Origin of the sequence: Niastella populi (genome assembly GCF_002078015.1) — a bacterium.
GTDB classification, from domain to species: domain Bacteria; phylum Bacteroidota; class Bacteroidia; order Chitinophagales; family Chitinophagaceae; genus Niastella; species Niastella populi.
This window is the reverse complement of record NZ_LWBP01000001.1, coordinates 225041-248911: the sequence shown is the minus strand read 5'-3', so window position 1 is coordinate 248911 and position 23871 is coordinate 225041. Positions and strand designations below refer to the sequence as shown.

At 45.6% G+C, this 23871-nt stretch carries 18 protein-coding genes; 12 read left to right on the top strand and 6 right to left on the bottom strand.

What is annotated here, in order from left to right; genetic code table 11:
* The first annotated feature begins 386 nt into the window (after positions 1-386).
* Both A4R26_RS00925 and A4R26_RS00920 read left to right on the top strand, forming a co-directional pair.
* Positions 387-1838 (top strand): NAD(P)/FAD-dependent oxidoreductase, encoded by a 1452-nt coding sequence (locus A4R26_RS00925; RefSeq protein ID WP_107685782.1) that lies wholly within the window; start codon positions 387-389, stop codon positions 1836-1838.
* Positions 1839-1883: 45 nt separating this feature from the next.
* Positions 1884-3194: a glycosyltransferase 87 family protein gene (locus A4R26_RS00920; RefSeq protein ID WP_081158707.1), complete on the top strand. Its 1311-nt coding sequence runs from the start codon at positions 1884-1886 to the stop codon at positions 3192-3194.
* Here A4R26_RS00920 and A4R26_RS00915 read toward each other — a convergent pair.
* A complete protein-coding gene (locus A4R26_RS00915; RefSeq protein ID WP_081158705.1) occupies positions 3187-3651 on the bottom strand; it encodes a hypothetical protein in 465 nt (154 codons plus the stop codon). The two genes, A4R26_RS00920 and A4R26_RS00915, sit on opposite strands and share 8 nt — an antisense overlap.
* A gap of 470 nt (positions 3652-4121) precedes the next feature.
* Here A4R26_RS00915 and A4R26_RS00910 point away from each other — a divergent pair, with 470 nt between their 5' ends.
* Complete coding sequence (locus A4R26_RS00910) at positions 4122-4490, top strand: helix-turn-helix domain-containing protein (protein ID WP_081158703.1); 369 nt, start codon at positions 4122-4124, stop codon at positions 4488-4490.
* A gap of 285 nt (positions 4491-4775) precedes the next feature.
* Positions 4776-10685 (top strand): fibronectin type III domain-containing protein, encoded by a 5910-nt coding sequence (locus A4R26_RS00905; RefSeq protein ID WP_081158701.1) that lies wholly within the window; start codon positions 4776-4778, stop codon positions 10683-10685.
* Positions 10686-10766: 81 nt separating this feature from the next.
* On the opposite strand, the gene A4R26_RS00900 is transcribed toward A4R26_RS00905, so the two are convergent.
* Entirely contained in the window at positions 10767-11519 is a 753-nt protein-coding gene (locus A4R26_RS00900) for an SDR family NAD(P)-dependent oxidoreductase (protein ID WP_081158699.1), read from the bottom strand.
* Between the two features lie 126 nt (positions 11520-11645).
* Here A4R26_RS00900 and A4R26_RS00895 point away from each other — a divergent pair, with 126 nt between their 5' ends.
* The 3 genes from A4R26_RS00895 (at position 11646) to A4R26_RS34715 (ending at position 13938) form a co-directional block, all read left to right on the top strand.
* On the top strand, positions 11646-13109 hold the full coding sequence (locus A4R26_RS00895) for a 2OG-Fe(II) oxygenase (protein ID WP_081158697.1): 1464 nt from the start codon (positions 11646-11648) through the stop codon (positions 13107-13109).
* 195 nt (positions 13110-13304) lie between these two features.
* Complete coding sequence (locus A4R26_RS00890) at positions 13305-13742, top strand: DUF6934 family protein (protein ID WP_081158695.1); 438 nt, start codon at positions 13305-13307, stop codon at positions 13740-13742.
* Positions 13743-13779: 37 nt separating this feature from the next.
* Positions 13780-13938 (top strand): hypothetical protein, encoded by a 159-nt coding sequence (locus A4R26_RS34715; RefSeq protein ID WP_165760111.1) that lies wholly within the window; start codon positions 13780-13782, stop codon positions 13936-13938.
* Between the two features lie 69 nt (positions 13939-14007).
* On the opposite strand, the gene A4R26_RS00885 is transcribed toward A4R26_RS34715, so the two are convergent.
* Positions 14008-14478, bottom strand: coding sequence for a group II truncated hemoglobin (locus tag A4R26_RS00885; RefSeq protein ID WP_081158693.1), 471 nt, complete (start codon positions 14476-14478; stop codon positions 14008-14010).
* A 136-nt stretch (positions 14479-14614) separates the two neighbouring features.
* Here A4R26_RS00885 and A4R26_RS00880 point away from each other — a divergent pair, with 136 nt between their 5' ends.
* The 4 genes from A4R26_RS00880 (at position 14615) to A4R26_RS00865 (ending at position 19574) form a co-directional block, all read left to right on the top strand.
* A complete protein-coding gene (locus A4R26_RS00880; protein ID WP_165760110.1) occupies positions 14615-15184 on the top strand; it encodes an RNA polymerase sigma-70 factor in 570 nt (189 codons plus the stop codon).
* A 51-nt stretch (positions 15185-15235) separates the two neighbouring features.
* Positions 15236-16213, top strand: coding sequence for a FecR family protein (locus A4R26_RS00875; RefSeq protein ID WP_081158689.1), 978 nt, complete (start codon positions 15236-15238; stop codon positions 16211-16213).
* Positions 16214-16242: 29 nt separating this feature from the next.
* Positions 16243-18777 carry a TonB-dependent receptor gene (locus A4R26_RS00870; protein ID WP_081158687.1) on the top strand — a complete coding sequence of 845 codons (2535 nt, stop codon included), beginning with the start codon at positions 16243-16245 and terminating at the stop codon, positions 18775-18777.
* Between the two features lie 95 nt (positions 18778-18872).
* On the top strand, positions 18873-19574 hold the full coding sequence (locus A4R26_RS00865; protein ID WP_081158685.1) for a hypothetical protein: 702 nt from the start codon (positions 18873-18875) through the stop codon (positions 19572-19574).
* A 120-nt stretch (positions 19575-19694) separates the two neighbouring features.
* On the opposite strand, the gene A4R26_RS00860 is transcribed toward A4R26_RS00865, so the two are convergent.
* Entirely contained in the window at positions 19695-20678 is a 984-nt protein-coding gene (locus tag A4R26_RS00860; protein WP_081158683.1) for a T9SS type A sorting domain-containing protein, read from the bottom strand.
* A 349-nt stretch (positions 20679-21027) separates the two neighbouring features.
* On the opposite strand from A4R26_RS00860, the gene A4R26_RS00855 reads away from it, so the two are divergent.
* The gene (locus tag A4R26_RS00855) at positions 21028-21270 is read left to right on the top strand and encodes an HTH domain-containing protein (RefSeq protein WP_081158681.1); all 243 of its coding nucleotides are present in this window, start codon (positions 21028-21030) and stop codon (positions 21268-21270) included.
* Between the two features lie 134 nt (positions 21271-21404).
* Here A4R26_RS00855 and A4R26_RS00850 read toward each other — a convergent pair whose 3' ends face one another.
* Together A4R26_RS00850 and A4R26_RS00845 are read right to left on the bottom strand one after the other, a co-directional pair.
* The gene (locus A4R26_RS00850) at positions 21405-22154 is read right to left on the bottom strand and encodes a M57 family metalloprotease (protein ID WP_081158679.1); all 750 of its coding nucleotides are present in this window, start codon (positions 22152-22154) and stop codon (positions 21405-21407) included.
* Between the two features lie 366 nt (positions 22155-22520).
* Complete coding sequence (locus A4R26_RS00845) at positions 22521-23801, bottom strand: mandelate racemase/muconate lactonizing enzyme family protein (protein ID WP_081158677.1); 1281 nt, start codon at positions 23799-23801, stop codon at positions 22521-22523.
* Positions 23802-23871: the final 70 nt, after the last annotated feature.

Here is a 23871-nt window from a genome sequence, read left to right as displayed (position 1 = left end):
CGACAGTGGTACATTGTCAACAAGAAGTGCAATTGAAGTGCATCATTTTATTATTGTGCCTTATACATTTGTACGAGTTGTAAAAATAGAAAAAAATATAATTCAAACATTAATCGCATATTAATTAATGTTCACGTGCCTAACACCCATGAGTATATCTTTTTCTATCTATACTCATTACATTTTTTTTGTGCATCGATCAATGCAGCAATCCGCATCAGCAAAACATTTTCGGCAATTCCGCAGTTATTACACCGGCGCCTGGCCCTAAAACCACCCACTTCCCCCTATCCAAAAAATAATCTATATTTGGTGCCCTGATTACATTAGCACATCCTTCGACCGGTGTCATTAAGAAATGATAATCAGTTAGTTCCAAAACAAATATGAAAATGAAAGTTGGTGTTATCGGCGCCGGTCCTGCAGGGTTGACTGCTGCTTATCTTCTTGCTAAAAGCGGGCACGAGGTCGTTGTCTTTGAAGCCCATCCTCACATGGTAGGCGGCATTTCAAGAACCGAAAAATACAAAGGTTTCCTGTTCGATATAGGCGGCCATCGCTTTTTCTCCAAATCGGCCGAAGTAAATGCTTTCTGGCACGAGATCCTTGGCCCCGACCTTATAAAATGCAAACGCAGCTCCAGCATCTACTATAACCATAATTTTTTTAGCTACCCGCTCGCGCTTTCTGAAGTCATCACCAAACTGGGCCCCATTACTTCACTGCGCTGTTTCCTGAGCTATCTCAAAGCAAAGATGTTCCCGGTGAAAAACCCGGTTAGCTTTGAAGACTGGGTAGTGAACAATTTCGGCCGGCTGCTTTTTGAGATCTTCTTTAAGTCATACACCGAAAAAGTTTGGGGTATCCCTACCAGCAAGATCTCGGCCGACTGGGCGGCGCAACGCATAAAAGGACTTTCCATCCGCACCATCCTCAGCAGCGCACTGAAAATAAAAAAGAACGACAAGATCATAAAAACACTGATCGATTCATTTCTTTATCCGCGGCTCGGCCCCGGTATGATGTGGGAAGTATGCGCAAAGAAAGCTACCGCTATGAGCGCCCGCATTCAAATGAATGCACCTGTGCGCGGTTTGCAATTTAAAAAAGCGCCAACGCAATGGTCGGTTACACTGGCTGATAACACCACCCATGAAGGATTCCACCATATCATTTCTTCCGCCCCTATCTATGATCTTATTCCCGGTATTGCGCCACAGGTTAGCGCCCCGGCCTTTGAGGCGGCAAAAGGATTGAATTACCGCGACTTCATTACCGTGGTGCTGATCCTGAAAAATGCCCGCACCTTTTCGGAGAACTGGATCTATATTCATGAACCTTCGGTTAAGGTTGGACGAATTCAAAACTTCAAAAGCTGGAGCAGGGAAATGGTGCCCGATCAATCGATGGATTGTTACGGACTCGAATACTTTTGTTTTGAAGGCGATGGCATGTGGACGATGGAAGATGCAAATCTCATCTCACTCGGCACGCAGGAACTGCTGCAGCTTGGCCTTGCCAACAAGGAAGAGATCGTTGACGGTTATGTGGTTCGACAGCCAAAGGCCTATCCTGTGTACGACCAGGGCTATAAAGAAAAGATCAGCGTAATAAAAGATGAACTGCAGCACTACCCCAACCTGCACCTGATCGGCCGCAATGGTATGCATAAATACAATAACCAGGATCACAGCATTATGACCGCCATGCTGGTAGCTAAAAATATCGATGCCGGCGAAATAAAATACGATCCCTGGAAAGTGAACCAGGATGCAGAATACCATGAAGAAGACGGCCAGGAAATGGAAGGCGGCAGAAAATTGCCCGATAGCCTGTAACGCGGGTTGTACAACTATAATTTTTTATCCTGCTATACCAATTGTATGCTACCAGATAAATGGAAATTATTTGCCGGGATTATTGTTCTCATTGTACTGGGCCTGATCTTTTACCGCGACACGCTGCTGGAAAAAGGCGGCACTGCCGATCTCAGGAACCGCATTGTAGGCGCCCGTTTACAAAAAGACGGCGTGGCGCCTTATACTTATATTTACCATGCGGGCGACCCCGTTCGATATTACGATGAAAACAACTGCTTTGAAGGTGTTTCCAATATCACTTCCTCTCCTTTTCAACACACGCTGCTTTATCCGCTTTGCGAATTACCCCAACGCACCATTTCCCGGATCTGGCTGTTTATAGAATACCTGCTTTTACTCATTACGGGATTGCTGGCATACCGCCTTGCAAAAAACAATACGCAAAAAGTTATCGTTTGCATTGCCTTTGCGCTTTTTTTGTGCACCGAAGCCTGGAAAGTACATATCGCTATGGGACAAACGTATGTGCTTTTACCATTCCTTGCCATGGTAATATACTTCTGCTTTACGCAGAAGCAAAGCCGGGTGGCGGCGATCGTTGCCGGCCTCGCCTCCCTGTCGCTGGTATTGGTAAGGCCAAACGCTGCAATATTCTTTCTGCCCTTCCTGTTCTTAATTGGTACCTATAGCCGCCAATACCTGATCTGGTTTTCTGCATCCATCCTGCTGCTGTCGGCCATCTATTTTTCATCTTCAAACAACCGGTCATTATGGAAACAATTCCCGGCTGCAGTAAAGGAATCTGTTAAACAGCACCAGGGTTTTGTGAAGACGGATACCACCGGCTTTTACAAAGTAAAATTGAAGGAATATGAAGGATGGAAGGCCGACGAGGTCAGAAAGACAACGGAATCTGCGTTTTTCACCCGGCATTCGGAGCATGGCAACATCTTTAATTTATATGCCCTGGTATTGAAACGGCAAATGCCGGTGAGCATGATGAACCTCTTTATGGGCGGTGCGATCATTATATTGTTTGCATTCCATTATTTTTCCCGTAAAAAATATGGCGCCGTTGAACTATCCAATGTAGCCATCTTTGCTTTCTGTTTGTATATGATCAGCGATCTGTCGTCGCCCATTTACAGGCACCAGTATTACACCATGCAATGGCTTTTCCCGGTTTTGCTGGCGGCAGCCGTTTACAAACCAGCTTATAAATGGCTGTATGGCGGTTTGCTGCTCGGGCTGTTACTGAATATTATCAATACCGATCTGATAAAAATGGAGCATACCATTGGTGAATACCTCCTTTTATTCATCCTGCTGCTCCTGAGCCTTACGAAGAATTTAAAGACTGCCGGAACTACTTAGTTCCTTTTGTAAAAATGAACAGCGGATATTTCGGATCGGCCACTAAACCCAGGGCCTTTGCAAAATCGGCGTCTTTCACCCAATCGAGGAGAATTTTATTGCCTGATTCAACCACTATCAGAATACGGCTGGCCTTTTTTTGAAGGAACACATACTCCATACAGTTATATAATCCCTCGTGTATAACGTTCATGGGCGCATGCGGGGAAAACTGGAACCGGAGCGTATAATCATCCGTTCCCAATGGATCGCAGGTGCCGGGATCGTCAAAAATGGCCTGGCAGATATCAACCTCGAAAAGCGGCTGCTCGCCATCCCATACCAGCATCGGCTGCATAAAACTTCCATTTGCAATGTTTTCATGAAATGCGATAAGGGATTCCGCATCCATTTCTGTACACTGTTGCAGTCCCTGCAGATCATCAGGAATTACAACAGGCCGTATAGCAATACCCATTTTTACAATATTTTCAGAATGTGTTGTTCTGACCATCATTTGAGTTATTAATAACTGTTACAGCTATACTCGCCGGCGCTGCAGCAGCAGTAAATAAAATAATTACCAAATGAGTCACCAGGGAACCGGATGCACCATACTACCGGGAACAACTATTCAGAAAGGCGTTAACAGTGAAAAAAAATATTTCGAAGTGGAATAAAGGTACACACTTTGCGCATAGCAAACAATGAAAAAAACATTGAAATACTGTACCATCTCATTAATTATCAATAGGAATATGCCATAACCACTTTGTGATGCGCCAACATTTTCGAATAGCTGTCACTGATCACATGACAAAATATATTTCCGATTTCATAATGGTTGGAATACAAGAATCGCTAAATTTCATTAAAGGAAGTTTAGCGTATTTCCTTTTATGTGATCCGCTCCCTTGAAAAAATTTCAAGCACAATTAAACCTTTTCCATGTATCAGATTCATTTATCCCTGAAGGATCTTCAAAAGGTCCGTGATGCTGCACAGATCATTATTGAAAGGATCGAGCATCATTATACGATCCCCGAGCTTGCCGAACTGGTTGATGTACCGGAAAAAAAACTCAAGGCAGGATTCCGGCAATTATTCGATAAAGGCGCATTCCGGTTCCGGTGCGATTATCTCTGGAACAAAGTAAAGGGCCTGTTACTGGAGGACAAGCCCCTGAAGTCTATTGCCCAGGACACCGGCTTTAAGGACAAAAGCGCCCTGATAAAAGCCTTCAAGAATGAATTCGGGGTTACACCGGTTCAGTGGAAAAAAGACCAGGAGAATAATGTAATAAAACAGGAAGGTTGAATACCGCCCAACAATTATATAAAAAAATTTAAACCATAACCGGTCAGAAATAAATAAAGGTGAGCCGCAGGCGTCCCCGGTAACGATCAGGGTCGCGTGCAGCTCACCTTTCCATACCCACCTGCTCTTTTGTTATTCTACAGGAAGATGGCAGTAATAACCTGAATGCAAATTGATTTTCTATAACATATTTTAAATACATAATACCACAAACTTTTCCAGTTGTGAAAAATATTGCATAGGCAGCACCGGTATTGTAAATTACACCTGCAAATATCCCTTACTGTGAAAATTATTACCGGTCCTGCTTTAATTTTTCAACATATCAACTATTTTCTGCCAGGCAAAAAGCAAACGCTTTTTGCTTCTGCCTTAATTGCGCTGTTCCTCTTTACAGGTGCGGCCGCGCATAGCAATAATACCGTTGATCAACCGGCGCTGCATAGTCCGGCGAAAAACGTAACAGCCTACCCTGAGCTTTCGCCCACCTTTCAATGGACGGCGGGCAGTTCTTCGGCCAGCCTGGTGTTCGATCTGTACCTGGGCACCAATGCCAACCAATTGCAGCTGCTTGCAGAGCATGCGATCGATGGTAGTTTTAACGATTCCTGCATCATCTATCTTTCCCAGGATACGTTCAACCTCTTTTATTTCGGCCAGCTTAACAGGAACACCACGTATTACTGGAAAGTAGTGGCCAAAGACAATACCGGCGCCAGCGCCGCCAGCGAAACCTGGGCTTTTACAACGGGCAGCCCTAACCTGCATCCACCCGATGCACCAGTGTACGTTTCTCCCGGCAACAATACTTTGAATATACTCACCACGCCGCTCTTCAAATGGCAGGAAGGAACCGACCCCGATGGCGATAAACCGGTATACGATCTGTATCTTTCTGAAAATGCATCGGCCACCAGTTTAATTGCCGCCAGTCTTTCCACGCCTTCCTTTCAAATGAACACGCCGCTAAAAGGCAACACAAATTATTTCTGGAAAATAGTGGTACGTGATGCCGGTGGCAAAGAAGCCACGGGCGCAGTTTGGAGGTTCACAACGCAGAACAATGCACCCGCGCCTGCTGTTCTTTCTACCCCCGTACATCAGGCAACAGGAACCGATTATAATATCACCCTTACCTGGCAAAAAGCATTGGATGCAGAGGGTGACAGCGTTTATTACGAAGTGTGGTATGGAGCAGGCGCCATGCCAGATCGCATGCAGGTCACCGGCAACAACAACCTGTTGCTTAACCTGGCAGCAAATACAGTTTACAACTGGAAAATAGTTTCGGTAGATATTCATGGCGGCAGAAGCGAGAGCGAAATAAGAACATTCACCACCCGTAACAATACAGCCAATACCCCGCCAACCGTCCCCGTGCTTATAATGCCAGCAAATAACGGCACCGGCATTTCGTTTCAGCCGGCATTGCAATGGAATACGGCAAACGATAATGACCAGGATGCTATTTCGTACACCGTATATATGGGAACCGATGCCGTTAACCTTACGGCTGTAGTTTCCGGCCTGGCAAATAACAGTTACACACCGGTGCTGGAAGCCGGGAAAAAATATTTTTGGAAAGTGGTGGCGCTCGATAACAGGGGCGGCGTTTCGGAAAGCGATACCTGGCAATTCACTACCACCACCCAGGATGTGGGCATTACCAACTTAAGGGTTTATTACCGGTATACCGACCCCACATCTATCTATAACTTTGAATCATCGGCGTTAAAACCGGTATTCAATATCAACACCCGTTCTTATACCGTGCGGGGCAGAACCACCGTAAAAGATGCAATAGCTATCGTGCTCGACTACACCGATCCTAATACGGTGGTCACGGTTGATCTGCCGCCATCTTTTACCAGCACCACCAATATCATTTACAACAAAGGGCTGCCTTCAAACGCCACAAAATATATACAGGTAGAAGGAAACTTCACCACGCATAACGTCATAAAGGTTCGTTTGCAGCATGGCGCCATTACGAGGGAATACAGCATCGATGCGCAGATCAATCAAAAGCCAACCCTACCCGTTTTACAACAACCCGCCAATGGAGCAGCCAATGCAGCCGTTCAACCTGCATTCGGGTGGACCGGCGGAGACGACACCGACGGCAATACGGTCATATACAGGTTATTCATTGGTTCATCAGCCACAACTTTAAGCGCCGGCGGATCGAGCCTGAACCAAAAGTCGATCACTCCCTTTAACCCGTTGGCAGGCGCGCAAAAATATTACTGGAAGATCACCGCCACCGACGCCGACAATGAAACCGTGGAAAGCGCCGTACATTCATTCGTAACACAAGCCATACCACTGAGCGCACCCCGGTTGCAGTACCCACGGGAAATTTCCACTTATGTAGAACCAAACGTAACGCTTAGCTGGAAGTACAGGGATGCACCGGGTATCACTTACGACATTTACCTCGACAGGAACCCTTCTCCACAACGCATTGCACAGGGTATAACCGGCAATACTTTTCAGGTTCAGAACCTGGCGCCCAATACTACCTATTACTGGAAAGTATCGGCGACCGATCGACAGGGCGTGGTAACAACCAGTAAAACCAACCAGTTCATAACCAAACCTGTCAATGGCAATGTAACAGGCACTTTCACCGATACACGCGATGGAGAAATATACCAATGGGTGCAAATAAACGGACTGCGCTGGATGACCCACAATCTGGCTTACCGGCCACAGGTAAAAGACGGTTACTTCGATTACGATTATTTCAATACCTCCGGAACTACCAAAAGTTATACTGCGCTTAACAATAGCAGTTTGAACATAAGTAAATACGGCTACCTGTATAATTGGGAAGCCGCGCTGAATTTCGACAGTGAAACAGATACCGGCGTCAATAAACAGGGCGTTTGTCCCTGCGGCTGGCGGGTTGCCACCCCGGCCGACTGGCAGAAACTGGCGCCCCTGAATACCGATATTCCCTCTTATGTACATCACAGCACCTGGACCGTTCCGGGAAAAGAGAATGAATGGTTGAATACAAGCGGGCTCAGTATGCTGCCCTCAGGGCTTTATAGCACACAGACATGGCCGGCCGGATTTCAAACCAATGCTTTCCAGTTCTGGCTGGCGAACAACCGGCTCACTAATAACGAGGCCGGGTACGCGTGGTACAGCACCCATAACAGATTTTTATCCATAAGCAACGGCAGCGCAGGCTTCGCATCTGTACGCTGTGTAAAAAACGATAATGAAAATCACGCACCAAATAAACCGGTATTACAGACGCCACTCAATAACAGCACCCAAACGAATTACAATATGCTGCTGCAATGGGCGGCGGCAACAGATGCAGACGGTAATGCCATTACCTATAACCTGTATGTCGATACCATACCTGATCCGGCCCGGTGTATACAAACAGGCATTACGGGAACAGGTTTTCACGTAACAGAACTGGAACAAAACAAAACTTACTACTGGAAAGTACGGGCGCGCGACAGCCATGGCGAAATGGCTGAGAGCGAAGTTTGGGTATTCACCATGCAGGCCGGTAACAATACCGCCCCAACTGCCGTACAATTATTATCACCTGCGCATGGGAGCACCGGCGTAAACGTATCATCGGTTAATGTTACCTGGACAGCTGCAACCGATACCGATGGCGATGCCATTGCCTATAACCTGTATGCAGGTAAACAACCAACGGCCCTTCACCAGATAGCCGCCGGCATTACCGCCACCGGTTATCATCTTACGAATCTCCTTAGCAGCACCCAATACTTCTGGAAAGTGGTTGCCATAGACGGCCGTGGCGGCGTAACCGAAAGTGCCATCCATAATTTTTCTACGCTCAACCATGCGCCAACCGCACCGGTATTGATAGCACCGGTGAATGGGTTAACAGGCGCCCCCAAAGAGCTGGTGCTGTCATGGAACCGGTCGACCGACCCGGACGGAGATGCGGTCTATTACAGTATAGCCTTCGGCACCGACCCGGCTGCATTGAATCCAATTCCCGGTTTACAGGATACCACCTATAATTTCGGCGGAAGCGCATTTCTTGCAAATACAACCTATTACTGGAAGGTGATTGCCACCGACCAGAAAGGCGGTGAAACAGCCAGCGAGCTGCGACAGTATACAACGTTCAGGAATGAATTTCCCAGCCTGGGTTTAACACCGGTAAACCCGGCCAACAATAACACCGGCGTTAGCCTCACGCCTTCCCTTAGCTGGACGAAGCCTGCACGCAATATGCTATTTGATGTATATGCCGGCACATCTTATACATTTTATTCTCTGGTTGCCGGCAATATTACCGACACGCCATTTGTTTTGAACCATATAAACGGCGCCGCACTTAAACCGCATACTACCTATTTGTGGAAAGTAGTACCGAAAGATGCGGCGGGCAATACGCATGCGGCAGATGTATGGCAGTTTACCACCCGTAACAGCGTTCCTGCAAAACCACAACTCAGCGCACCAACAAATAACGCTGCCGCACAGCCTTATTCAGTATCCCTTAACTGGTTACCGGTTAACGATGCAGACGGCGACCTGGTGTTATATGATGTATACCTGGGCAGTAATACGAACCCCACTGCCCTGATCGCTTCGGGTTTGCAGCAAACGAACTATACCACCGCATTACTTACACCCAACGCCACCTATTACTGGAAAGTGGTGGCAAAAGACGCATTTGGCGGAACCATTGCCAGTGATGAATTTTCGTTTACCGTACAAAACAACAGCCAGAACACAGCGCCTGCGGCGCCTCAGCTTACCAGCCCGCTGACGTATGAAAGCGGCATAAGCAATACAGCCGTACTTCAATGGAATGCCGCATTCGATATAGATGGCGATGCGCTGGTATATGATGTTTATGTAAGCACCAGCCAGGCATGGGGCGCCCCTGTTGCCACCGGCGTTGGTAGTTTACAATACACCACTGCGGCATTGACCCATGGCGTTACCTGGTACTGGAAAGTAGTAGCCCGCGATAACAAAGGCGGAGAAACGGCCAGCGAAGTATGGAACTTCACCGTAAAGAACAATGCGCCATCCGCACCCATACCGCTTACTCCGCTATTGAATGCAGTACTAACAGGCACCAATACATCGCTTACCTGGGCCGCCGCCACCGACCCTGAAAATGATGCTATCGTATACGATGTGTACCTCGATAAAAATCCGCAACCGGTAACCCTGTTGGCCAAAGGATTAACAACGTTAAATTATAACACGCCGGCCATCGATAATAATGGCGTGTATTACTGGCAGGTGATCGCACGTGATGCATTGGGTGCAGCAACCCCCGGCCCTGTATATACGTTTACCGGAAAGAACGAAGCACCCTCGGCGCCTGCTTTACAACTGCCTGCCAATAACAATAATATCACCACCAATACTGCAACGCTAACCTGGCAGGCAAGTACCGATATCGACAGCGATGCGCCGGCATATGATATGTATATGGGAAGCAGTGCAGCCACGTTACAAAAAGCAGGAACGGTGTTTACCACGTCCTTTACCTCCGCTACTTTAACCGTCGGCACTACATACTACTGGAAGGTGGTTGCGCGCGATAAGCAACAGGCAACAACAGAAAGCGCTGTATGGTCATTTACCGTTCAGTCGATAACGCCCAATCAACCACCTGCAGCGCCGCAACTGGTTAGTCCGGCCAACCAAAGCGTCAACATTCCGGTACAGCAAATACAGTTTACCTGGACGGCCGCCATCGATCCTGAAGCCGACCCGGTACAATATGACCTGTATTTATCAACCAATGCGCAGGCCGAAACAAGGATCGCCGCAGATATAAACAGTGTCAGCTACACGCTGAACAATCTTGTTGCCAATACCACTTATTACTGGAAAGTTGTTGCCAAAGACGATCATGGTAACAGTACAGCAGGCAACATCAATCAATTCACTACCGGTTCGGTAACGGGTACCATTGACCCCGAACTCGACAGGGCAATAAAGATATCACCCAACCCAACCAGTGGGCATATTGTAATTACCTTACCGGAATTATTACATAGCTGGAATATTGAACTATATACAGGTAACGGGCATAAACTGTATTCCCGTACAGTTAACGGCTATGTGCGCAAACAGGAACTGGTTATACCGGTGAAAGGCATTTTCTTCATCAGGCTTACGAACAACCGGAAGACCGCAGTAAGAAAAATAATAGTGTTATAAATTCAGGAGAATAAAAAGTGGCTGTCTGCCATGAATACCAAAACATGAAGGCAGCCACTTTTATTTTTTATGCGGAATGGTTCAAAACGCATAATGCCGCCACCCCCCATCAACAACGGCAACCGACCCCGTAATATATTTCGCGCGGGGCGATAATAGAAAGGCAGCCATATTGGCAATATCCGCAGCTTCGCCAAAATCGCCCAGCGGAATTTCTTTTTCGGCAAACTGGCGGCGTTCATCACCCGGGAAAAAGCGGCGAATGTTTTCCGTATCTATCAAACCCGGTTGTAAACAGTTCACTCTTATGCCATACTTTCCCAACTCTCCTGCCAGTTGTTTCGACCATACCACCACACCTGCCTTGAACACCGCCGAGGCATTGATGCTACGTAGTTCGTATGTGCTGATGACATTCAGGATCGAGCCTTGTTTACGTTCCATAAAATGCGGCAGCAGCTGTTGGGTCAGTTGGCGGTGACGATCGAAATCGAGTGTCAATGCCGCATGCCATTCTTCATCGGGACCGGTAACATTTAACGGGCGGCTGCGGCCGGCGTTATTGACAAGCAGGTCAACATGCCCCAGTTGTTGCAATGCCGCAGCGGCGATTGTACGCGGGGCATCGGGTGCAGTAAGATCCTGAATGAATGTAATGGGCGCTACACCACCGCTCGCTGTTACTTCTGTGATCAAACTTTTTAACAATGCTTCGTTTCTGGCAACCGCCAGCACTTTCACGCCTTCAAGGGCCAGTTCTTTTGTAATGGCCCGGCCCATACCCTGGCTGGCGCCGGTAATTACCGCTGTTTTTCCTTTCAAATACAGATCCATAATTATGCTATTGTTTCTATATCAAAAGTAGCAGGTAGGCGCTGATTAAACAGCGTATGCAAAAAATGTGAGGGACTTACAAAAATGTGAGTAAGTTTGCCAGGTATAGAAGTAATTCCATAAACCATGAATCCAACCTTAGAGGTACAACACATCTTACCCGACCCCGACATTACCTGTTTTGTGATCCCTTCCCTATTCTCACAAACAGAATGTGAAGAATTATTGAACGGAGACATTAAAAATTCATTTCAAAAAGCTATAGCAAATTATCCAACTTATTATCGGAATAACGACCGGTTTGTAATGGACAACGAATCCCTGGCAAATAAACTTTTTGAAAAAGTAAAACCTTATTTGCCAGAAACGATCACCATAAACTCCTCTATTCATGCAGAGAACGGCATCTGGCATTTAAAAGATTTGAACAGCCGGCTTCGTTTTTGTAAGTATTCAGCCAATCAATATTTTCATCGGCACCTCGACGGCATTCATTACCGGTCTGCAAACATGCAATCAAAGCTCACTTTCATGATCTATTTGAACAGTGCTGCGGAATTCAAGGGTGGCCGTACTTTATTCTTTAAAACAAAAGACACTGAAGATATTTGGGCTACCTATAATCCCAGGCAAGGTGATCTCATTGTTTTTGATCACAATGTCTGGCATGAAGGAGAAGAATTAACGGAAGGAGAAAAGTTTGTATTAAGAAGCGATATCCTCTACTCCAGGGAATTAACCGATATGAGTAAAGAACCATTTTCTGGACATCTTGGATATATATGGTCACTTTTAAAGCTCAATGATACTACCATCCTTAGCGGAGGCAGAGATACTACTATCAAAGTATGGAATACTAAAGGGGAAGAAAAGATCTCACTTCAGGAACATAAAAATTCCATTCTATGTATAGAGAAAATGAATGACGATATTTTTATTTCAGGATCGAGGGACAAACAGATCATCGTTTGGAATAATTTCAAACCTGTCAATAAAATAGAAATTCATCGCGCCATAGTACTGTCTCTTTGCCGGATAAACGATACCACCTTTGCTTCAGCAGGCGGAGACAACAACATTCATATTGCCAATATTAATGGAAATATTATCAAAACGTTTAACGAGCATACCAATTGGGTCTGGCATTTAATAAAATTGACTGATAATTCAATTGCCTCATGCTCGGAAGATGCATCGATAAAAATATGGAACATTGAAACCGGTCAATTAATTAGTACATTCCATAAGAGCTACCCTATAATGAGTCTTGCATTCAATTCCTCCACCAATCAATTGATCAGCGGCAATCTCAAAGGAGAAATATCTATTCATACACTCAACGAGGACCTCCAACTGGAAAATCCAGTATCATTTTCTGCACATAACGGTATTATTAGAACCATCAAATTTCTGAGTAATACAACCATAGCAACCGGCGGCGAAGATAATAAGGTAAAGATCTGGCGTTTGAACGGCCAACTCATCGCCGAGCTTAACCATCATAACTTTGTTCAGGCCATTGAAGTACTGCACGACAATAAAATACTAAGCGCATCTTACGACGGTTTTATAAAAATGTGGCCCATCTAAGGCTAACGGAGCTACGATTGTACCAATTTTAACTCTGCTGAGTATTTTATTTTACTCAATTCGATAATTCATCTCATTCTTGGCTATTCACTCAATGTTTTGTACTTTCAAAATTCCAACCAACAATTACACCTCCCGTCATTTCTCACTTACGTTAAACCTTTAAGGAAAGAAACGTCCTTTGTATAATACAATATGAACCTTAATAAATATCCTTTAGTATCAACTAATGAGCATTTAACATTCGAATTTTTAAGTGAAGGGCCTAACGGCAGCATTAAGAAAGTTGTATACTTTGAGGCAATTGGCGATAACCTTTTTAACCTGGCATTTGGTGATTGGAGTGAATTTGAACAGGGAATAGATGACAAGGTCAGAAGCAATAATCATGATCGGGATAAAGTAATGGCAACAGTAGCAGCAACGGTAATTGAGTTTATAAAACACTATCCCAAAGCTATAATATTTGCGAAAGGCAGTACACCCTCCAGAACCAGACTTTATCAAATCGGCATATTTGCCAATTGGCATGAGATCAGCCAACTATTTGTAATTGAGGGCCTTATTAGCGGTGTATGGCAGCCATTCGAAAAACACGTAAATTACCATGCTTTTATGGCCAGCCTAAAATAAATATTGTAATTTTATATCAATAGAAAATTAGAAGCCTATGTCTTCAGCAGCAATAAATAAGATTCAAACAAATGTAACCATAGTTAAAAAACTAAGGGATTACAGTAAAGATCCTGTAATTAGAAAAAAAGTAGATGAAGCAAAAAAGATAATTAAAAAATACGGGATTCCCGATTCATTTAAAAAGAAGAAGTAAAAGTTGTAAACAACCATATTTAAAAGCATCCGAATAAGTCCCGGATGCTTTTTTATTTTGATTCAACCATTATTCCGGTACATACGGCCCGCCCGTTTCGCCCCAGCCCCATTTGGGCATTGGTTCGGCCAACTGCATCGGGTTTTCGGTCAACTGCGAATTGATGACCGCTATGCGGCTGCCCCACTCGAGGTAACCTACGAATGCCGACCGGAATTCGGGATCGCTTTTCAACCCTACTTCATCGGCTGTTTGCAATAACAACTGCACCCAGCGCTGCCGCTTTTCTTCCGTCAACATTTTGCCAATATGTTTGCCTACCATTTGCGCATGACTGCCGCCATCATTGGTATATAAATTCCCGCCGCCAAAAACTTCCGCTACAAAATGCGCCACATGGGTCCGGTGCTCCGGCGACATATTCCTGAACACCTCGCCTAACAATTCATCCTTTACAACCTTATCGTAAAACTTTTCAAACAACGTCTCGAACGTATTCAGATCGCCGGCCCATTCATACAAAGTAGGAATATTTTTCATCTGAAAATATTAAAATGATTGGATGCTTTTGTGCAAGGTAGAAAGATACCGTCAAAAACAAAAAGCCATATCTTTCGTTTTTAGCCGGGTAAACCGTCACCCGGTTTGCCAGTGTTTTTATTCAAAACCTATTCTTGTGAATCGAAATGATTTGTACGGGCAGTTCAAGCTGCTTTTCGGGGAATTCTATGATCCGCTTAGCAAGTATGCCTACACGCTTGTAGCAGACCATGATACCGCCGAGGATATTGTTCAGGACGTGTTTGTGCGCATCTGGGAAAAACACCAGTCCGTTATTGATTCGCCGCAAATACGCGCATACCTGTACCGCGCGGTAAGAAATACCTGTTTCAATCATCTGGGCGCGCAAAAGCGCATGCCGCTCGCCTCCCTTTCCAATGAAGAGCTGGCAGAGGAATCGGAGATCAACTGGAGTGTGGAAGAAGAACCTGATGAAACGGACCTACCCAATTACCGGGAATTGCTGAAAAAAGGGATAGAGCAGCTTCCCGAAAAATGCAAGGAGGTTTTCCTTTTAAGCAGACAGGGACATTTAAGCAACCAGGAAATAGCCGACCAACTCGGTATTTCCATCAAAACCGTCAACAATCAAACCTGGAAGGCCATGAAACTGCTGAAAGCCTTTGTTTCAAAAGCTAAAAACTGGCTTGGACCGGTGCTTACCTATTTTTTCATCAGATTCTAACCAAAACATTAGGAGTTTTTTACAATTCCCTGTCTTATCAACACACGACACATGATACAAATACCCGAATATATAATCGCGCTTATTGAAAAAGAACTGAAGGGCCAGGCAAACGCCGATGAAAATGCCAGCCTGCAGCAGTGGCGCGCAGAAAATTCGTCACACGATACCATTTACCGGCAGCTGGAAAAAGTATGGAATGAATCGGGCGCCATATTAACGGAAAATACATATGATACAACAGCCGCATGGGATAAAATTGACCAAAGACTCGACCATGGCACCAAAAAGGCGCCCATTCGGATGATCACCCGCCTGGCGGCCGCGGCCTCCATAGTGGGAATACTGTTTATTGCAGGCTTGTTATTTTTCCGGAAAAGCACACCCGGATTGCAGGTCGCTAAAGGGGAACAAAACAATTTGTCCATTACCCTGCCCGATGGCTCGCAGGTTAGCCTGCGCAAAGGCGCTACGCTCTCTTATCCCCAAACCTTTACCGGTAAAGAACGGGAAGTAGCATTAACAGGGGAAGCCTTTTTTGAGGTTCAACATGACGCCGGCCATCCTTTCCGTATTCAAACAGTACGGGCCACCCTCGAAGTGCTGGGTACATCTTTTACCATCAATACCACCAACCGGCAGGATGAATTGATAGTAACCACCGGCAAAGTGCAGTTCACTGATAAAAGCGGCAACGGTGAAAAACATATCATTACCCCCCAACAATACAGCAAACTGGATGCAAAAGGTTTTGAGATCAAAACCCTGAACGATCCCAACTTTCTTTCATGGAAAACAGGTTTGTTGCAATTCGACAACACCCCTATTGACCAGGTGGCCGCTACCCTTTCGCATCATTTCGGCATTAACATAACGGCAGACAGTTCATTACTCAAACAACCGGTAATGCCAACTATTACAGCCCGGTTCAACCAACAATCTATCGATGCCGTGCTCGATGAGATCAGGCTGCTTGCCAATGTCAGTCACCGCAAAGAAAACGATACAGTAATATTATTTAAACAATAAAAACCGGCAATAGCACCTTTCCTATAAGCATGAACATCCTTCGCGTATTACTGCTCTCAATTGGCGTATGCCTGGCAGATAGCGCCACGGCCCAGCATCATTTATTAAAAACAAAGTTTGTTTGCAAAACAGCCAGCGGAAATGCGCATGCCTTGTTACATGAACTGGTGTCCTATTGCGGGGTAAATATCGAATACTCGCCCTCGAACCTCGATACAACAAAAAGGATCAACCTCCCGGGCGGCGAAACCACCATTGGCGCGGTACTTAATAAAATACTAAAAGGACAACGGGTAAACGTAATAGAAAAGAACAATAAGATCCTCATTGCTTCGGCTACTACGCCACTACCACCCGATGCATTTCCTGAAAAGCTTGTACTTTTCGGTTTTATACAACAGGAAGGCAGCCGTGAACCACTCCCCTATGCTACCGTGCGGGATAAAACAACCGGCACTGTTTGCGAATCGAATATCGCCGGTTTCTATAGTATGGAACTTGCTGAAGGTGCTCATACGTTCGAGATCTCATTCACCGGCTTTTCGACACGTACTGTTGACGTTGACCTGGCCCAAGATACCCGGTTCAACCTCATACTTTCACCCATAACCCTACCCGAAATACAGGTAAATACCAGTAACACGCTGAAACGCGACGCCGGTAACAAACTGGATAATGACCGATCGGGTATGTACAGCAATATGCTGGGGGAAACCGATCCCGTACGCGCCGTTTATTTATTACCGGGCAATATGGAAAGCCAGGAAACGGGCGGCAAACTGATCGTTCGCGGCGGTGAGCCCGGACAAAGCCTTTTGCTGCTGGATGGCAATCCCGTTTTCAATCCCGCGCATTTACTGGGCGAGATCTCCGTAGTGAGTAATACCAGTGTAAAATCACTGCGGCAATATAAAAATGATTTTCCCAGCCGGTATACCGGCGCTATCTCGTCTATAACAGCCATCAATACAAAAGACGGGAACATGCAGCGCTGGACCGGAGAAGGCGCTCTCGGGTTCAGTTCCGCCTCCGTTTCGGTTGAAGGGCCGCTTAAAAAAGAACGTACCGCCCTGATGGCTTCTGTTCGCCATAGCCTCGGCGATGCCGGCAATAACGACCTGCTTACCTATGACGCATTATTCAACGATATACATCTTAAACTCACCCACCGGATCAATAAAAACAATAAACTGCTGATCTCCCGTTATACCGGCGACGACCGGTTGCAGTTAACCCAGGAAAACAGCGATTACCTGCAAAAATGGAGCAACGGCCTTTTTACCATCAACTTAAATACAGTTACCGGCAAACGGTCCTTTACCAATACAACGCTTAATTTCAGCGATTTCGATAATTATGTTGCCTTGAAATATATTGTTACGCCTGCCGTTGGTACGGGAATACCGTTTAACGGTAATACCGTATTCAATAATTATTCAAAAGGCAATCGTTTTGAAGCAAAAACCGCCTGGGAAATAACCGCCTCGCCCAGCCTGCAATTCCAGTTTGGCAGCCGGTTTGAGCATGTGCAAATTAAACCTTACACCACGCTGGTAACTACAGCATTTGAAGAAGAAGAAATGAACTTTCGTCCCTTATCCAAACTGTCGTTCAATAATGTATCCGTATGGTATGAGAATGAGATCAGGATCGGGCAGCACCTGCTGATTCGGCCCGGCATTCATGCGAATGCATATGTAACGGAGAACTATAATAATCCTTCCATACAGCCGCGGCTCTTCGCCAGTTACCGGCTCAATAACAAACAGCAACTACATATATCCTATAGCCATATTGGTCAGTGGCTGCACCAGGTAACCAGTATGTATCCCGGTATCAACCGCGAGCTTTGGCTGCCGGCCAATGAACGGTTACTGCCGGCGCTTAGTAAAATGATCAATGCGGGTTACCAGTATAAGAATAACCGGTTGATAAATTTTTCGGCGGATGTTTATTATAAACAAATGACCAACCTGGTATATTTTTCTGAAAAAGCCAATGTGCTTTTTTACAATGATGCCATAGAGAAAAATCTCGTTACCGGTAAAGGCAAAAGTTATGGGCTTGAAATGGTTGCCGAAAGAAAGTTTACAAAATGGAAAGCGTTGTTGTCATATACCCTGAGCTGGAGCTGGCGCCAGTTCGATAGCCTGAACAACGGTAAAGAGCAACCTTACCGGTATGACCGGCGAAACAACCTGAACATCCTAGTGAGTTACCGGCCAAAACCTACATTGGAAACAAGCGTGCTCTGGCATTTTCATACCGGTGACTGGATAACCACGCCATCGGGCATTCCTTCGAACCCCAATGAAGAGTATACGATCATTGCGCCTTATCGCGGGAAAGCGTATAACCGGGTAAATATCAACGGTACTTTCTATTTAAAGCCCTGGAAATACTGGCAGCATAGACTCAGCGCCGGTGTGCATGTAATGGACCAGGCTAATGATGAATATACAACCCGCTTCTCCGCCCCCGACAATACAGATTATGATCTTGACCTTTTCCCCGACCAGCTTTTCAAATACAGTTGGTACGTTTCTTACAATATTAGCTTTTAGTACTATGTGAGCTGCCAAAAAATATTTTAAATTTTTTCTGCGCGACGATAGGAATTTTTCAAAATGCCAGGTTGTATTGGTATAAATAACAAAACATGACAACAAAGAACCTCGTACCGGCACTTTTATCAGTTTTACTTTTCGCAGCTTGCAGCAAGGATAACAGTACAGACATCGCCAATCCTGAACAGGAGAAAAATACAAATGAATACAGACCCGTTAACACCATGTCGATCGACGACCTGGTGTTGTATACTACCGGGCAGGAACACCGTGACCCGAATATGATCAAAGATTTTATGACGCGCAATTTCCCTGACTATGTGAATCATTTTCAATATGGTCAAAAGTCTTCAAATGATCATGGCATCAATTCTACCATGGAATTACTTGAGAACAACCGCGTGAAACTGAACGGAACCATTATGAACATCGTTAGCAAAACTGATAAGGAAATGCTGGTGTCGCCCCCCGATTCAACCAATATGCCCGGGCCTGACACCTTCCTGGGCCATTGCATGTTATTGCATACCCAGGTACCACAATATAACCCCTATTATATTTGCGAGAGCGCCGGCGGGAACTGTAAAAAGTACCGCCAAACCTATCCAATTATTATTTCGGGAAATGATTATTATCTGCCTCTTCTTAAATATGCGGTAAAAAGTAATTGCAACATTTTCACCCATTCTTCGAAGCCAATGCCGAATTACTTTAACCGGAATCTCCTGAACGGGATGGTTCAAAACAAAGATTCGGTACTGGTACAGGTATCAAGAGTTCAGATAACGAAGTAAGTAACCATAGATCACAAAACGCCCCGGCCGGTTGCCGGGGCGCTGTTTTTATTATAACACGCATAAAAAAACCCGCCACTGGGGCGGGTGTAAAAGTAACCAGATGAAACGTACCCTATTTTATAATACCACTTTCTTTATTTCATTCCAACCTGCGTTATCATTCAGCTGCACCAGATACATTCCGCTAACGCTGTTGTTCATGTTCATAGTGATGCGGTAAGAAGCCTGTTGAAGATGACGTTGCCCAACTACCTGTCCGTTCATATTGATTATACGCACTGTGATGGGGTTCGTTACTTCTTTATTGAACTCGATGTTCACTGTATTGCCACTGGTATAGATGCGGGTTGCGGGCGCAGCTTCATTTACGCGGATCGATTTTACGGTTGAATATTCATAGTTACCGTCTGTATCTACCTGTTTAATACGATAGTAAGCAATCGGTGCGGTCATATTCTTATCGGTAAAATTATACTGTTGTACTGTAGTTGAATTACCGGCGCCCATCATGATGGCGATGGTCGACCAGCTGCTGCCATCGAGGCTGCGTTGTATTTCAAAATTGCTGTTGTTCGATTCCTGGGCAGTGCTCCAGTTCAGGAGCACATTGTTATTGCTTCTTGCTACAAAGAATCCTTTGAAAAGAACAGGCAGCACGCTTAAGTTAAAACCATTGGGAGCAACACCTGAATTGCTGGCAGCAAATGCTGGTCCGAAAACCCAATAGGGCGCATTTTCATCATACTTTTTCACGCCACCGATCGAGATCTCTTCAACATTCCGCTGAGCGCCCCAGGCATTCAGTTTGCCGGTACCGGTCAATTCAATAACAGATGAAGCGCTTAATCTCATTTTTTTCTGTATGGTAAGGCCACCTATTACTTTTATATACACATTGGCCAGGGTATCGGCCTTGTCAAATACCACCCCTTTCCATTGCGGGATCACAACAGAATCGTCATTTTGTGGAACCCGGTTCAGGTCCCAGTTGGAGGCGGTAGACCAGTTGCCCCACCAGGCGGTAAAAGTGATAACGGTTTTTGCCTGTGCAGCAGCGATTGAGATGAAAAGGATGGTGATTAAAGAGTAGATCTGTTTCATAAGGTAACTTTTTTGTGTTTGATAATTTCGATACAGGTATTTCCAACGGCATACCTGTTTTTGGCACGGGGCGAAAACAAAGTGCCGTTTACCCGCTTTTTTTTCAAACACCGGGTATAAATAGTTCAGATACAGGCAAATGAAAAAACACTTAGGGGAAGTGAAATATTTTTAAGCTGCAGATCACGCGCCATGTTCAATGTGAGAAACTTCCCAAACAGGGATTATTATTTTATATTTGGAAACCCTTCCCGGCGAATCACGGCAATGAATACATGATTTCCTGTATTACCTGGGGTAAACATGTATTCCCGCTACGTTTTATCTCAACAGATGTAACTTATCTTATATGCCAAAACATTATTTCGACCGGTTGCAGAACATCGATCGCCTTATCCGCATGAAAGGGACCGGCACACCAAAACAACTTGCAGAAAGGCTGAACATCTCTGAAAGTTTATTATACGAATACTTATCATTTATGAAGGAGCAGGGCGCACCCATTGCCTACTGCAAGGAACGCAGAAGTTATTACTATGAATGCCAGGGCGGGTTTAATCTCCGGTTTATTAATAATTCAGGAGAGAAATGAGAAATGAAGAATGAAAAATTAGAAATGAAAAGTGAACCTCAATTTCCGGACATTCACTAAACATTCAAAATGCAATGTTGTATTTCCTTTTTAATTTCTCTGTTCTTAATGCTTCATTTCTCATTCCATGCATTTTATAGCGGGTACAATACCGCAGCCGCCTGCTTGTCCTTAGTGGACAAAACCGTGGCTCCGCTTCCGCACTGCCCGCCATTCATCAGCGATGACGCGTCTGTTCCACCAACGCCCGGCACCGCAGTGGCGCCCGACTCGCCGCGGGCCGCCCAGTTAGTATGCCTTAAAGAAACGTTGTGGCCCATTTCATGGCAAATGGTGCGTGCCCGTTGTGCAAAACTGTTGCCGGCAATATAGTTCTTGTTGATCCAGATAGTGCCGCCGGCATTACCGCCTGAAGGAAAGGTGCCCTGCCCGCATATCCCATTGCCGAGGTTGCTGTTAACGATCAGTACATCGTATGAAGTACCGGTAACAACCGTCCAGTGGATCTTACAATTGGCAACACTGTTCCACTGACTGATGGCCGAATTGATCTCCGACTGCATCGATGTCATCGATGCATCCACCTTCAGCCGGATGTTCACCACCTTGGTTGCAGACACCAGGCTGCCGGTATAGTATTGCTCCGGCCTTACCTTTTCAGAAGGCACCCGCATGTTCTTGGGAAATACGATGTCTCCCTCTACCACAAATACATCGGGTTTGTTCACGATCTCACTTTTGGGAAAACCCAGCTCGAGAATGTGCGCATACACTTTTGCGGCATTATCATCCTGGGTATCATTTTTGCCGGAGCCCGATTTTTTACAGGCCCCGGAACCTACAGCCAATAGTATGGCCATAGAAAACAGCATTTTCTTACTCATGTGACTTGTTTTTAATGAAGAATAGAAATGAATACCCGTAAATTTAAGTTGCAGTGTTCCGGTATTATTGGAGCGAGTTGGTGTATCTTATAATAACAGGATCATAAAGGTTATAATTACGAATTATCTTTTAATGATATATCATAGGCCGCGCCTATGGCCAGTTACACGGTTATCGCTCAAAACGACACGCTTATCGGCAAAATCTGCAAATCTATGAACTGCAATCAGTCGCTTTCACTCCTTATATTATTTTTACGGGATGCAATTCCCTGAAGAACCTACAGACCGGCTTTGTGTAACGGAGATCGGCCCTATTACCAGGGAATAGGCTCAACGCGGAACGCAGCCTTACGCTTTCGGCGGTTATTCAAAAAATGGGATACCGGGGATGGCATATTTTTTCATCGCGGCTTCATTGATCTCAACGCCGATACCCGGTTTGTCGCTAACCGTGATAAAACTGTTATTCACCCATTCGCCATCGTAGGTAACGATCTCTTTGAACATGGGTTGTGTATGAAAATACGACTGCCATTCGAGGATCATAAAATTAGGCACGGAAGCACAAACATGCGCCGACGCCATGGCGCCGAGGAAGGAAGCCACCATATGGGGTGCAAATGGCACGTAATACAAATTGGCCAGGTTGGCAATGCGCTGCCCCTCGCCCAGCCCACCGCATTTTTGCAGATCGGGCATCACGATATCTACCGCACCAATCTCGAGCATTCTTCTGAAACCATAAGCGAGGTAATGATTTTCACCGGCGCAGATGGGCGTACTGGTCGATTCGGTGATCAGTTTATACGCTTCTACATTTTCGGCAGGCACCGGTTCTTCCAGCCACATCAGGTTCAACCCTTCTACTTTTTTGGCAACAGCCTGCGCGGTTACCGCATCATAACGCCCGTGCATATCTGCACAGATATCGATATTGGGCCCAACCGCTTGCCGTGCTGCGGCCAGCTGGTCGTACATCCGCTGTAACTCGGCGGCGCTGGCTGTCCAGTTATAGTAATCATATTTATTGGGATCATTCGCCTGGTCGAGATCGAACTTGATGGCATTAAAGCCCATCTTTTTTGCGGCCAGCGCGGCATCGGCAAAGTCTTTCGGGATGGGCAGATTGCGCTGATACAACGCGGTATCGCAGTACACGCGTACCTTATCGCGGAACTTACCGCCCAATAACTGGTAAACGGGCAACTGAAGCGCTTTGCCGGCAAGGTCCCACAAAGCGGTTTCGATGGCCGACAAAACCGCCACATACATGCCGGACTGCGCGCCCTGGAAGAAACCCGATTTACGGATATCTTCAAACAGGCGGTGCACATTCAACGGGCTTTTGCCTTTGATGCGTTCACCGAAATTCTTTACCAGGTGATAGGTGCCGGGAATGGCGTCAACGCCTTCACCGCACCCCCAGATATCCTGGTTGGTATATATTTTCACAAACAGGCTGCCCCTGATATAACCGCATTTTACCTCTGTAATTTTTAAATTGGTTGGCGGCGACGCTTTTGGCGTGCGGTCCACCGCCTGTTCGTATTCGCGGCCGAAGGTGGATAAGGCGGCGAATGGGGTCATGGCGGCGGCAATAGCGGCCTTTGATATAAATGAGCGTCTTGAATTAAATTGTGTCATTGAATTTTATTTTATGCATACACCAGTTATTCAGTTATTGAGTTATTCAGTTTATATGTAAAAGCCCGAC